Origin of the sequence: Brumimicrobium aurantiacum, from assembly GCF_003402975.1 — a bacterium.
Lineage (GTDB): Bacteria > Bacteroidota > Bacteroidia > Flavobacteriales_D > Crocinitomicaceae > Brumimicrobium > Brumimicrobium aurantiacum.
In genome coordinates this window covers 150,818-165,050 of record NZ_QURB01000002.1, presented here as the reverse complement: position 1 = coordinate 165,050, position 14,233 = coordinate 150,818, and the positions used below count along the sequence as shown (strand labels likewise).

At 34.6% G+C, this 14,233-nt stretch carries 9 protein-coding genes; 4 read left to right on the top strand and 5 right to left on the bottom strand.

Going from position 1 to position 14,233, the window contains the following annotated elements; translation table 11 throughout:
- Nucleotides 1–118: 118 nt before the first annotated feature.
- Genes DXU93_RS04045 through DXU93_RS04025 form a run of 5 tightly spaced genes read right to left on the bottom strand, consistent with a single transcriptional unit; the run spans nt 119 to nt 7,869 of the window.
- Nucleotides 119–1,027, bottom strand: coding sequence for a bifunctional metallophosphatase/5'-nucleotidase (locus DXU93_RS04045; RefSeq protein WP_116879981.1), 909 nt, complete (start codon nt 1,025–1,027; stop codon nt 119–121).
- 1 nt (nt 1,028) lies between these two features.
- Complete coding sequence (locus DXU93_RS04040; RefSeq protein WP_116879980.1) at nt 1,029–1,739, bottom strand: 5'-nucleotidase C-terminal domain-containing protein; 711 nt, start codon at nt 1,737–1,739, stop codon at nt 1,029–1,031.
- Between the two features lie 15 nt (nt 1,740–1,754).
- Entirely contained in the window at nt 1,755–4,043 is a 2,289-nt protein-coding gene (locus DXU93_RS04035; RefSeq protein ID WP_116879979.1) for an endonuclease, read from the bottom strand.
- A gap of 19 nt (nt 4,044–4,062) precedes the next feature.
- Nucleotides 4,063–6,789, bottom strand: a complete 2,727-nt coding sequence (locus DXU93_RS04030; RefSeq protein ID WP_116879978.1) for a TonB-dependent receptor — start codon at nt 6,787–6,789, stop codon at nt 4,063–4,065.
- 57 nt (nt 6,790–6,846) lie between these two features.
- Entirely contained in the window at nt 6,847–7,869 is a 1,023-nt protein-coding gene (locus tag DXU93_RS04025; RefSeq protein ID WP_116879977.1) for a lamin tail domain-containing protein, read from the bottom strand.
- Between the two features lie 525 nt (nt 7,870–8,394).
- Here DXU93_RS04025 and DXU93_RS04020 point away from each other — a divergent pair.
- From DXU93_RS04020 to DXU93_RS04005, 4 genes are all read left to right on the top strand, one after another.
- Entirely contained in the window at nt 8,395–10,587 is a 2,193-nt protein-coding gene (locus tag DXU93_RS04020) for a S9 family peptidase (RefSeq protein WP_116879976.1), read from the top strand.
- Between the two features lie 169 nt (nt 10,588–10,756).
- The gene (locus DXU93_RS04015; RefSeq protein WP_116879975.1) at nt 10,757–12,043 is read left to right on the top strand and encodes a citrate synthase; all 1,287 of its coding nucleotides are present in this window, start codon (nt 10,757–10,759) and stop codon (nt 12,041–12,043) included.
- 120 nt (nt 12,044–12,163) lie between these two features.
- Entirely contained in the window at nt 12,164–13,015 is an 852-nt protein-coding gene (locus tag DXU93_RS04010; protein WP_116879974.1) for an MBL fold metallo-hydrolase, read from the top strand.
- Between the two features lie 12 nt (nt 13,016–13,027).
- Nucleotides 13,028–14,233 carry an SPOR domain-containing protein gene (locus DXU93_RS04005; protein ID WP_116879973.1) on the top strand — a complete coding sequence of 402 codons (1,206 nt, stop codon included), beginning with the start codon at nt 13,028–13,030 and terminating at the stop codon, nt 14,231–14,233.

Genomic DNA, 14,233 nt, shown 5'->3' with positions numbered 1-14,233 from the left:
TTTTGTTTTTTTTTTTTGTGGTTTTGTTGGTGGTGCACTTTGCCAACCCCCCCCAAACAAAAACCGCCCATACACATCGCCCCTACACAAACACACGCATATCGCCCCCACACATCGCCTAAACCATCACCAACTCATGCCTCTTATGTCTTTTCTTTTCTCCAAGGTAAAAGTCTATTCTTCCCAAAGCTAATCCAGCCCAACCAACTTGGTTGATTAAGACTTTTTCACCGATTTTATTGGTGTGAACTTCTGGTTTTGGAAGGAAGGTGTGGGTGTGTCCACCGATGATTAGGTCGATATTTTCTGTTTCTGCGGCCAATAATTGATCATTGTCTTTGAACTGTTTGGCTTCATAACCTAAGTGTGAGAGACAAATGACTAAATCACATTCTTCTTCAAATCTTAAATGCTTTGCAATTCCATTGGCTACTGGAATTGGTGCTGAAACTGTTGTATCTTGAAAATTGGCTTTTGCCACTAATCCATTCAACTGCACTCCTACTCCAAATACTCCGATTTTAAAGGGCCCTTTTTTGAAAATCTGGTATTCTTTGATGACGTCCTTTAATACGGTATTGTCAAAGTTGTAATTGGAACATACAAAAGGAAAATCTCCGTATTGGTATGCGTTTAGGAATCCTTCTAGTCCTGCATCGAAATCATGATTTCCCATTGTTGCACAATCATATCCCATGTGAGACATCAATTTCATTTCTAATTCTCCATGAAATTTATTGAAATAAGGTGTTCCTTGAAAAATGTCACCTGCATCTAAAAGTAAAACATTTTTTTCTTCCTTTCTAATTTGTTTCAACAGTGAATATCTTCTTGCTACACCTCCTTGGTCAGGATATTTAGCATGTGTTGAAGGAAAGGTCTCTATATTTGAATGCGTATCATTGGTATGTAGTATTGTTATTTTCTCCAAATGTTCAGGATGCTTTGGAAAACTCAATAAACTTGGACTAATCGCTAGTCCTGTTCCTACAATTGCACTTTTCTGTAAAAATATTCTTCTTTCCATATTACAACATGATTCTATTATCTAAAACGGGATGAAAGTTTTTCTTTTTTTCAACCTGTTGAAGTAAAATATTTCTCAATAAAATTCCTGTATCGATGACTTCATAACGCTGTTTAAAGAAATTCATATTATCTCCTCCATTGGCCAAGTAATCAGTCGTTACAACGTATAATGTGTCATTAAAAGTTGTTCCTTCGTCAAAAGCCACATCCTCCTTTGTCAATTGGAATCCTCCTATTGGTTCTCCTCCTGAATTTATAAGGTATTTTACAATAGAATCAAATGCTGTCATTGGTAATTTTGCAAGCACAATTGTATTATCAAAAGGCATCAATTTAAAAACATCGCCAACAGTTATATCACCATAAGAAATTGGAGATCTCAAACTTCCGTGATTCATTAAAGTTATAAAATTATCTACAGGAAGAACATTGTTTTGTTTAAGGTAATCTTCTGTTTCATCGATCACAAAGTTACCTAAAGGACCTTCTGGTCGAGCACGAACCAAATCGTCTGATGCAAATCCGATTACGCGATCCATATCTGCGGCGAGTGCCTTTTTATATGGTGCGATTAATGTTTGCAAGGTATCGTCTGGATGAATTGAAGTATTCACTCCTACCTTATCCGTTTGGACAAATACAGAAGCAGAAGAGCAGGCCCAAAGACCTGCTCCTAATGCTATTATCCATAAAATTTGAATAATTTTCATATTAAATGTTAGCTATTATTGAACGATAATTCTTTCTACTAAATTACCTTTTTCTGTATTAATATTCAATAAATACGTACCTGAATTTAAAGTAGAAACATCCACTTTTACAAATTGGTTTTCCGTTGTGAAAGAACCAACTTTTCTTCCAGTCATATCCATTACTTCAACAACATCAATCTGTACACTGTTAAGTTGAACATATACAGTTTCATTTGATGGATTTGGGAAAATTGATAAGTTGTTTTCTACAAAGTCAGTTGACAAACCTAATTCACATCCTTCAGTAATGTAAGTTACATCATGGAAATCTACATAACAAGCAAAATCAACGCTATCAATATACGGGTTTCTATTGTTTTGAATACTGTAAATCAACTCGTGTCTTGCAATTTCATAACTATCAGGAAGGTCAGTAAAATGCCAGTTTTTCAATACTTCTTGATCTTGATTAGAAGGCATACCCCAGTTGTCTCCTGTTCCATTAGCTCCATTGTAAGCTGTTGTCATATAAAAAATTGATCTAGCCAAGTTTCCTTTTTGCTCATCTCTTGGTTCATAAACCATTGCACCATTAGCATTTGTTCCTCTAGCTCCGTCAAGGAATTCAAAGATTGGCGTTCCTTCAATTTCTCCAAAAGGAAGGTTACTTCTTGGTGTATTTGCATCATTTAAGTTAGTAGGATAAAGATTGTGGTAATCTGCATACTCCAATTCTTCTGGTTGACCATTTGCTGGGTAAGTTGGCATCCAAGAGTGTGCATACGTGTGTTCTCTTGAGTATCCTGTTGCCGTCCAATCGAATGAACCACTGTAAACTTTACGTTCACCAGAATATACACATGTTACATAGCTTTCACCATTTACTGTATCTTGTGCTTCAAATCCATCCATCATTAATGTTTTGAACAAGAAATAAGAACTGTAGTCATGGTTATTGATCAATGCTGTTAAATCATCTGTCAAAGTTGTGCTTGCAGTTGAAATAGTTCCATAATAGTTCCCAATGTTACTTCCAGTAGACATTTGGTTTCCATCAATAACATCAACTTGGTTGTAATTCACATAGTTTCCAAAACCATTCATTGCATACACAGTATAATAGTAATCTAGTTCAGCACGAATTCCTCTTGGTGTGAATGTATTCGAAGTTCCTACATAAGCAACTTTACCATCACCTACAACATCACCTCTCATATATGCTGTTCCATCAGTTGGTGTTCCTGTTGGAGCACTTCCTTCTTTCCAAACCACTAAATAAGCTTCTGCATCTGTTGAGGCATCAAAACCTACATTCATTGTATATGCTTCCACATTTGAGAACATTAAGTTTGATGGACCATTTGCTGGCTCTGTTGCTAAGTTGTCAGCTCCAATTCCATACAAATTCAAAGTAAATACCGGAACATTAGGATCGTTTGAAGCGATTTCTAAAGTTGAAATTCTAGATCCATTAGCTGCTGTAGAAAAATCAATTGCACCTGTAGTACTTCCTCCACCAGCAATCGCACCAGCAGAAACAGTAGTTGTATAGTCAGCTGAAGCGTTACCTGTAAAAGTAAGTCCTGAAACTGTTAGGTCATTAACACCTAAGTTTTTCAATTCTAATGATGTACTAGCAGTCGTTCCAATTTGAATTGTTGTTCCATCCAATACAGGAGTTCCATCGACAACAACTTCTATCTTTTTATCTGGAGCAGAATATCCATAAACATCGTTTATATCACGTGGAAGTAATTGGAATAATCCATTGTATTCACTCAATAAACCAACGATTGTTTGAGCACCACTTGGAATTGTTTGTCCAGCCATTCCTGTTCCAGAATTGATACGAATTGTACCTGTGTTCGTACCATCTGTAAAGTCATAGTTCGTACTATTTGCAAATGTTCCACCAGCTTGCAAGAAAGTCACATCGTCGATTTGAACCAAACGACCTTCGTAGGCATTTCCTAAATCAACAATATTGATATTCCATGCATCAATTTGAGTTGCTGGACCATGGTTTGTTAAAGAAGTAATTGGATCAATTTCTAACAACCCACTAAAGTCTTTTACAACTCCAGTTACTGTAACAGAGTCACCTCTATTTACACCACCAACTGAAGAACCACCATAAATTGGAAGTCCACCAGTTTCATCTTGAATGTAACGAATTGGTCCTAGCTCTCCTCCATCAGAAGAAACACCATTAATTGTTACTGTAGCCCCTACCGGGAAATTTCTAGCATCATCAATATCTGTTTGTGCAAACAAAGAAGAGATTGAAAATAATGCACCGAAAAGCAAAAATTTATTTTTCATTTTATTCTTATTTCTATTATTAAAATTCAAAACCTAATGAGAAGTTTAGACGAACTCCTTGACCGAAGAATACTCCAGCTGAAGCAGCATCAAATCCACTCCCGTTTTGATTATTTCTAGCATCTGAAATGTATAATGAGTTCAATGCGTTAAATACATTTCCTCTCAACACTAAACTTGATTTTTGGAATTTAAATCTATATCCTGCATGTAATGACAACAAACCGTAAGAAGGAATTTGCCAAGACTCTTTTCCTCCATTTCCACTAGATACATCTAATGAGAAAGGATCAAAGTCACTGTAATAACGATCAAAATAAGTATATCCAGCTTTAAAATATAAACGTGGAATTGGCTCGAAACGAATAGCTCCTGCATAAGTTGATTGTGCTGCATCACCTACGTGAACACCTGTTGCATCAAATTCGAAAACTTGACCTACAACATTGATTTTTTCAGATGATTGCCAAGTCCAGTCTCCTAAAGAAACCATACCTTCTAGTGCAATAGACTTGGTTATTTTATACACTCCATCAAACTCGATTCCCATGTGCAATGCATCCATTCCGTTTACGTTTGCTCTAACAAACTCTGTTGGGTCATTTGGGTCTGGAACTGAAACTCCATACGGGAAAGGTTTATTCTTCCACATTGTATAGTATGTATTCACATTTCCACTAAAACGCTTAGATCTATATCCATATCCAGCTTCAAAAGCAATGATGTTTTCATTAGCAATTTCTTCGAAGAATTGATTGTCTTCATTGTTAATTACATTACTAAATTGTGGAGTTCTTGATAAATATCCTGCATTTACAAAAACATTCATTCTTTCAGTAATGTTAAAGTTAGCTCCAGCTTTTGCTGTAAATCCTCCTAAAACTTTCCATTCAGTTTGGTTGTATTCCAAACCTGGATGATCTGGGTGGTAATACTCACCATCATATTTAACAACATCTTGTCCACCAATATAAAGAATAGTATCTTCTAATTGGATCTGTCTTTTTTGGTGATAATCAATTCCTTTGTACCCATTTACAACAGTAGACAAGTTAACAAAAGTTGACCATCTTCCTTTAGAATATTCAGCTTGACCAAATGCTCCTCCCCATTGAACAAGGGCATCACGATGATTGTGATAAGGTTGCCACCCCACTTTATCACCAACAGTTTTCATTGTTGTACTTGCATTTTGATCTTGTGAATTAATCCAGTAGTTTCCACCCAGCAAATCTCTCAACTCTGTATAATGTTCACCTTGGTAATATCTATAATCTAAACCACCTGAGATATTCCAAAACTCGTTTAAATCATAATCAAATTGTGATACACCACCTACCCACATGTGATTATTTACAGAAGAAGTAACTACTTGAGAAGATTTTAATAAAGTAGGATGATGTGTAGGATCAACTGTTGGGTATGTATTTCCAAACAATGAATATTCTTGGTTACTTTCAGTAATTCGGTCCCAATCCACATGACCTTCTTCATCATAAATAATTCCACTAGAGTTTCTTAAACGCTCTCCACCACCACGTCCGATAGACATGTAAACCATGTTAGAAATAGAAAGTTTGTCGTTTACTTTCCAAAAATCTTTCAAAGTAATTTGTGGTTTATGATAATAGTTTCTACGTTCAGCTCTTGCAACTTGATTTCCATTTTCATCAGTATAGTAACCAAAATGTTGGTTGTGCTGGATTCCAAAGTTAATTTGAGGTGAATTAGGATCTACTTCAATTCCTAAATCTCTTGCATAATCAGCATCCCAATATTGAATTTTCTGATTATATGATCTTTGCGCATGTTCTTGAGGCGCACCAAATCCACTTAATGAAATAAGGTGTTTTCCTACACGTTTTTGAATTTTTAGATAGTAAAACGCTCCTCTTGTAGAAAGTCCGTCAACCCATCCATCACCTTGTTTATATGATCCTGAAAATAATACTCCCCAACCATTCTTCAATTTACCTGATTTATAAGATAAAGAAGTTCTTAGGAAGTTTCCAGTTCCATATTCTTGATTTACTTTGATTTGTTGTTTACCTCCTGTTGGTTGTGTAATGATATTCATTGTCCCCCCAACTGATGGCATGGCTAATTTTGTAGCACCCAAACCACGTTGTACCTGAATTTGGTTTGTAATTTGATCTAGACCAAACCAGTTACTCCAGTAAACAGCCCCATTTTCCATGTCATTCACAGGAACACCATCTATCATCACTCCGATATTACGTTGGTTAAATCCACGAATACTAATTCGGGCATCTCCATCACCACCACCTTGTTGGGTAGCGTGAACTCCAGGTGTTGAATTAAGAAGCATTGGAAGTTCTTGAGAACCTAACTCTTCTGTAATTTGCTTTGCCGAAATACGACTAACCGCTACAGGAGTTTTACGGTCAACAGCAAGCTGACCAATTACTTCAACCTCTTCCATTTCTTGTGTGTCTCCCATATAAAAATCTTCACTAACTACTGGCTTGTCAATGGTTACAGTAGTTACTAAAGTGTCATAGGAAAACATTGAGATTTTCAAAGTGTACTTTCCATAAGGAAGGTCCTTAATAGTATAGGTACCATCCAATTGTGCTTTTGATCGGTATTCTTTTGAGATAAATACGTACGCTCCAATTATAGGTTCATTAGTAGCGTGATCGATAACCTTTCCTTTTAAAGTTCCTTTTTGAGCAAGTGCAAAAAACGGTACTAGGAATGCTAAGAGAAAAATTCTTTTTACCAAAACTAAAAAAATTGTAATGAAAAAGGGGAGCTTTAAACTCCCCTAATAAATTGATTTTTATTTAACAATTACTCGTCTTGAAGTCACAGCTCCATTGGACGCTTTTAAATTCACCAAATAAACACCTGATTGAGATCCTATAGAGAATGACTCAATTCCAGCATTGTTATTTTGTGTATATATTTTCTGACCAACTGCAGTGTAAACTTCTACACTTACGATATTGCTTTCTGAAGCAAAAGTAAATGTTCCGTTTTCAGATGGATTTGGGTAAATAGATAATTTGAATGTATTTTCATCTTTTACAGATAATTCGTTACACTCACAATCATGATTACCTAGTGTAGACCAATTTCCTTCGATTCTTGGGTTTCCATTACCATCAAAAACTGTATCTCCATTGGCGTCCAACATAGTAATAACTGGAGGTAAAGTATCATATTCTGCCATTGCATCAAATAACGAAGGTAATGTTGTAACACCTGATTTAACATTTGCTTTACGTACTAATGAATGGTCTGAAGTGATATCCACTCCTACTCCAACGAAAGGAGATTCTGTTGTCCACCCGTTGTATTCAATTCCGTTAGAAATTGTTTCTGGATCTTCACCAATCTTACCAAATAAGTCAATAAGCTGTGTACTTGAATTATCAACATCTGCCAATGTTCCTTTTTCTAAAGTCACAGCATCATTTCCATTGAAATACATCGCTTTTGAAATGTTGTAATCCGGACAGTAAAATCCATCAGCACGCACTTGAAGAGAATCCCAAACCGGTGCTTCTTGACCTGTTCCATTTTCATCTTGCTTGTCTAAAACTGCAACATATACATCATACGGTTGGATTGTTCCTGATAATTGAACAGCCGCTCCTGAACCTGCAAAAGATGCACCATTAGAATAACGAACAATAACATATTCACTCAAGTCAATTGGTGAATCTGTAGGGTTATAAATCTCAATTGCTTTGTTGTTTGACCAACCTTCAACATACTCAGAGATAAATAATTCAGAACAATCTTGAGCACTAACAGCTGCGCTCAAAAGAAGTCCTAGAGAAAGTAAAACTTTTTTCATAGTTATTATATTTAATTGAAAATTATACGAATTTATAAAAAAACAAAATGGTTGCTAGCTTGATAAAACTACTTAATAGATACAACTTACTTATTCATCGTTTTTTTTGTTTTATCATTCTATGGTTTCAGCATGAAAATTTGTGCCTCAAGGAGAACATAGAATGATTTTCGGTACAAAACTAAGGCTTTTTATTGAACCTTATATTATTGAATTATTAACAATTTTTATTTGATTTCTTTAAAACTCCCGCTACTCCTTATAGATTCTAGTAAAATAACTTTCGTTTGTTTCATAAAATTATATGCAAACCTAACGATATATCATTATTACAGAGAAGTTAAAAACTTCAAACTCCTTAAAATTATTTGATGAATAATAAATGTTGAAAACATCCTGTAACCAAACGAAGAAAACGCATTAATAAATAGTTATTTACAAAACTTACTAAAGATCCGCATCAAACTATCCTATTAGATTTCGATTGTTTTTTTCTATTATCTTCGCAAAAAACAAGATTATATCATGAAAAACATTTCAATTTTAGCTTTTTTAGTGCTATTGGGTTGCATAAACACTTTCGCACAAGAGCAAGATTCTTCAAAATCACTTTCTGTTGAGAAAATATGGAAAGAATATCAATTCTATGGAAACGGAATAAGTGGATTTAGATCAATGAAAGATGGTCTACACTATTCAAGATTCGCAATGATTGACAATAAAAAATCTATTGCCAAATATGCGTTCAATGATACTGTTGGAAACTTTCAAATTATTTTAGACGGAAAAGAATTAAACTTTAGCGGAGTTGATTTACGCGTTGATGGATATGAATTTAATGAAGACGAAACAAAGTTATTGCTTACAGTAAATCGCAAAAAAAGATACAGAAGAAGTTTTACTGCTGAGTACTTCATGTATGATTTAAACACAAAAAAACTAGCACCACTTGATGATACAAGAAAACCTCAAACACTAGCTTCATATTCTCCAGATGGAAAAAAAGTGGCCTATATATATGAAAACGATATATATGTAAAAGATATTGCTTCTGGAAAAGTTAAAGCCATCACTGAAGATGGAAGTGTAAATGAAATCATCAACGGAACGACGGACTGGGTTTATGAAGAAGAGTTTGCTTATACAAAAGCCTATGATTGGTCACCTAATAGCGAGTACATTGCGTATCTACGTTTTGACGAAAGTAAGGTAAAAGAATTTACAATGGTTTACTTCCGCGAACTCTACCCTACTCCTTATACATTTAAATATCCAAAAACAGGAGAGGATAATTCTAAAGTTTGTTTAAAAGTTGCCGAAGTAAAAAATGCAAAATCAACAGTTATAGAACTGGGAGAATATGAATACATTCCAAGAATTAAATTTTCATCAAAAGAAAACAAGTTGATGGCCTTGACACTAAATCGCCATCAAAATCACCTTAAATATCATTGGATAGATGTTTTAGAGAAAAAAATGCCTTCAAAAGTCGTTTATGAGGAAAAAGATGAGGCGTATGTTGAAATCGATGATAACCTTTCTTTCTTAGAAGATGGTAAACATTTTATCAGAACTAGCGAAAAAGATGGTTATAATCACATATATAAAATCGGAATTGACGGCTCAAGTCAACAAATCACAAAAGGGAAATGGGATGTTATTCAATTTCACGGAATCAATGAAGCAACGGGAAAAATTTATTACACTTCAGCTGAAGAAGGCGCAATGTACAAAGCTTTGTATTCTATTCAAATTGATGGAACTCAAAAAGATAAACTTAGTGTTAACAAAGGAACGAATACGGTAACCTTTTCTGAAGGATTAAAATACTATGTTAATAAATGGTCTAATATCAACACTCCTCCAGTCTATTCTTTACATAATGCGAACGGTCAATTGATCACAGAGTTAGAAACCAACGAATACCTTCGATATTTAATAAAAGAGATGAATTTTCAAGAGAAAGAATTCATCAAAGTTAAGGGAGCTTCAGAAGATTTGAATGCATGGATACTTTACCCACCAAACTTTGATTCTACTAAGCAATACCCAGTTTACTTTAACATTTATGCAGGACCAGGTTCAAACATGGTAAAGGATTCCTACGATGGTGGAAATGGAGCTTATCATCAGCTATTAGCGCAAAAGGGTTATATTGTAATGAGTGTTGATCCGCGCGGGACAATGTACAGAGGTGCCAAATTCAAAAAATCCACTTATTTACAATTAGGAAAGTTGGAAACAGAAGATATGATTGCTGTAGCAAAATACATCAAGAAATGGGACTTTGTGGATCCAAACAGAATTGGAATTATGGGTTGGAGTTATGGCGGTTACATGTCATCTTTAGCCATTACCAAAGGGGCAGAACATTTTAAAATGGCCATTGCTGTTGCACCGGTAACAAATTGGAGATATTATGACAATATTTATACAGAAAGATTCATGAGAACACCTCAAGAAAATGCCAAAGGGTATGATGACAACTCCCCTATTAATCATGTTGATAAATTAAAGGGAAATTACTTCTTAATTCACGGAACTGGAGATGATAATGTTCATGTACAAAATGCTTATGAAATGGTTAAGGCATTGGTGAAAGCAAATAAAGATTTTGACCAGTTCATTTACCCAAATAAGGACCATGGAATTTATGGAGGAAATACCAGAAATCATCTATTTAGAATGATGTTGAAATATACCCAAGAAAACTTATAAATAATTTAACATTAAAAGTACTTCAAACAATAGTAAACTAAGTAATTTTACGCGAAGATTATTTTTTTATAATAATTGAAAAAGATATTGCTAAAATATCGGAATATGTCAAAGTTTTAATTAATTTAGGCAGCCGAATTAAAATTACATTTAAAACGAGTAAAATAAAATGAGCGAAACTGCAAAATTAGAAATTGGTGGGAAAACACATGAATTCCCTGTTATCACTGGTACAGAAAACGAAAAAGCAATTGACATCAAAACGCTGAGAGGTACTACGGGATACATAACCATAGATCCAGGATTTAAAAACACAGGTAGTACACAAAGTGCAATTACCTACTTAGATGGAGAGAACGGAATTTTAAGATACCGTGGTTACCCAATTGAACAATTAGCAGAAAAAGCAACATTTTTAGAGGTAGCATACCTTCTTATTTATGGAGAGTTACCAACTCAAACTGAATTAAAAGACTTTAAGGAAAGCATCACTAATCACACATTGGTTCATGAAGACATGAAACAATTTTTTGAAGCTTATCCTTCACAAGCACACCCAATGGGAGTATTGGCTTCAATGGTTGTAAGCTTATCAACTTTCTATCCAGAATCTCAAGATCCAAACAGATCTTCTGAAGCAGTAGACTTAACAATTCACAGATTATTGGCTAAGCTTCCAACATTGGCAGCAATGTCATACAAAAATGCAGTACGTCACCCATTCATCTACCCAAAGAATGAATTAGGTTATGTTGAGAATTTCTTAAACATGATGTTTGCAATGCCAACAGAAGATTACAAACCAAATTCAGTTGTTGCTTCAGCATTAAATAAATTATTAATCTTACACGCTGATCACGAGCAAAACTGTTCTGCTTCTACTGTAAGAATCGTTGGTTCGTCTCAAGCAAACTTATATGCATCTATCTCTGCTGGTATTTCAGCATTGTGGGGACCACTTCACGGAGGTGCCAACCAAGCAGTTATTGAAATGTTGGATAAAATTCAAGCTGACGGTGGTGACTTGGACAAATGGATTGCCAAAGCGAAAGACAAAAATGATCCTTTCCGCTTGATGGGATTCGGACACAGAGTTTACAAAAACTTCGATCCACGTGCTAAAATCATTAAGAAAGCAGCAGACGATGTACTAGAACAATTAGGTGTTCAAGATCCTGCTCTAGATTTAGCGAAGAAAATGGAAAAAATTGCATTGGAAGATCCTTATTTCGTAGAAAGAGGTTTGTATCCAAATGTTGATTTCTATTCAGGAATTATTTATAAAGCACTTGAAATTCCATCTGAAATGTTTACAGTAATGTTTGCATTAGGACGTTTACCTGGATGGATTGCACAGTGGAAAGAAATGATCGAAAACAAAGAACCAATCGGAAGACCACGTCAAATTTATACTGGTGCTAACGAGCGTGACTACGTTTCTATCGAAAAAAGATAATTTTAAAATTTATCAATAGATAAAAGGTGCTTTTCGAAGCACCTTTTTTTTGTTTCTTGACATTTCATTTTATCTAAATCTAAGACAAAATCATTATATTCACAAAAAAGTCAAGAGTAGATGAAAATTTATCCATTAAACACAGGAAACTTTAAATTAGATGGTGGCGCAATGTTTGGCGTTGTACCAAAATCACTATGGTCTAGAACAAATCAACCAGATGAAAATAACATGTGTAGTTGGTCTATGCGTTGTATGTTAATTGAAGATGGTGATCGACTGATGTTAATAGACACTGGAATTGGTGATAAACAAAGTGAAAAATTCTTTTCATATTACTATCTTTTCGGAGATGATTCTCTTAAAGGAAATTTGGACAAATTAGGCTTTTCACCAGATGACATTACCGATGTATTTTTAACACATTTACACTTTGATCATTGTGGTGGAGCGGTAGAAAGAATTGGAGAAAACCAATTTTCACCCGTTTTTAAAAACGCTACTTTTTGGAGTACAGAAAAACATTGGAAATGGGCAACTGAGCCAAATGCAAGAGAAAAGGCTTCGTTCCTTTCTGAAAACATTTTACCAATTGAAGCATCTGGTCAATTAAAATTTGTGACAAGAAACGATGATTTCACCAAAGATGTTTTTAACGATATCGATATATTATTTGTTGATGGTCATACAGAAAGCCAAATGATTCCCCACATCCGTTATAAAGGAAAAACAATTGTGTTTATGGCTGATTTATTGCCTTCAGTTGGACATATTCCTTTGCCTTATGTTATGGGATATGATACAAGACCATTATTAACATTAAGTGAAAAAGAAAAATTCTTAAAGAAAGCCGCTCAAGAAGAATATATATTATTCTTAGAACATGATCATGACAACGAATGCTGTACTTTAAAAGAAACAGAAAAAGGAATTCGCTTAGATCAAACATTTAAATTCGACGAACTATTTTAATTTTCTACAACTATGGACCAATACATAAAACAATTACTACTCCTCCATTCTAAAGTTATTTTACCTCAATTTGGCGCTATTTTTATCGCAAATGAGGAAACAGGTGACTTGTCGTTTAACGAATACTTAAGTTATGACGATGGTAAACTTGCAAAGCTCTTGGAAGAAGAATCAAATATGGATCTTCAAGAAGCACAAAATAGTGTTGCAAAATTTGTTCGTGATTTAGAACTTCAACTGAACAAAGGAGAAACATATTCAATTTTTCAATTGGGTGAGTTTAGTAAGGATAATGATGGTTCATATATCTTTAAAGGAAATATTAAAAACAATCAAACGCAAGAGGCCATAAGTGGTCCTTCCCCTACTCCAATTGCTGAAGAGAAAACAGATTCAAAGGAAAAAACTGAAGATATTCCAACAAAGGAAGAAAGTGCTCCGGTTGAACCTAAAAAAGAGGAAATAAAAAAGGAGCAAAAGAAAGAATCAGTTGAAAAGGCAGAATCGGTAAAACCAAAACCAACTCCAACCGTTCAAGAGAAAAAAACAAAGAAAGAGCCTGAGGTAAAACAAAATGTTTACGTTGAAAAGTCTGCAGCAGATTCTAAGTCTAAAAAGAAGGAAGTCGCTGAACCAAAAACAACTTATATTGAAAAAGACAATAAACGTAAAAAAGGTTTTCTATTTTGGTTTTTATTAATCTTCCTTTTACTCGTTATTTCTGGAAGTGTTTATGTTGGATTAAACTATGATAAAGTTGAAGAGTATATGGGTTGGACGCTTTTTGATGAAAATGGTAAAAAAGTAAACCAAAAGAATGAAAATGAAAGTGAAGCAATTCCATCCAAAGATGAAAACATAAGCGCTGTAACTGAAGAAAATAATGTGGAAGACACAGTATCAACATCTAAAGAAGAAGTCTCACCAGAAGAACAAAAATCGGAGCCTGAGCCAGAAGAAGAAGAGTTTACAACTCCTGTTGAAGTAGCACCTTCATCAGGAAATTACCGCATTATCATTGGTTGTTTTGGTGACAAGTCAAATGCCGATCAATTGGTCAATAAGTATAGAGCAAAGGGATATGATGCTAAGATTATAAAAGTTGAAGGTGGTTTACATTTCGTTTCTGCGCATAGTTATGATAATTACAGCAAAGCGAAGTCTGTGCTTGAAACAATAAAACAATCTATTGACGGTGCATGGCTTGAAAAAATCTAA

Coding starts and splice junctions, on each gene's coding strand:
- DXU93_RS04045 (WP_116879981.1), bottom strand. CDS start 1,027: ATGGAAAGAAGAATATTTTTACAGAAAAGTGCAATTGTAGGAACAGGA.
- DXU93_RS04040 (WP_116879980.1), bottom strand. CDS start 1,739: ATGAAAATTATTCAAATTTTATGGATAATAGCATTAGGAGCAGGTCTT.
- DXU93_RS04035 (WP_116879979.1), bottom strand. CDS start 4,043: ATGAAAAATAAATTTTTGCTTTTCGGTGCATTATTTTCAATCTCTTCT.
- DXU93_RS04025 (WP_116879977.1), bottom strand. CDS start 7,869: ATGAAAAAAGTTTTACTTTCTCTAGGACTTCTTTTGAGCGCAGCTGTT.
- DXU93_RS04020 (WP_116879976.1), top strand. CDS start 8,395: ATGAAAAACATTTCAATTTTAGCTTTTTTAGTGCTATTGGGTTGCATA.
- DXU93_RS04015 (WP_116879975.1), top strand. CDS start 10,757: ATGAGCGAAACTGCAAAATTAGAAATTGGTGGGAAAACACATGAATTC.
- DXU93_RS04010 (WP_116879974.1), top strand. CDS start 12,164: ATGAAAATTTATCCATTAAACACAGGAAACTTTAAATTAGATGGTGGC.
- DXU93_RS04005 (WP_116879973.1), top strand. CDS start 13,028: ATGGACCAATACATAAAACAATTACTACTCCTCCATTCTAAAGTTATT.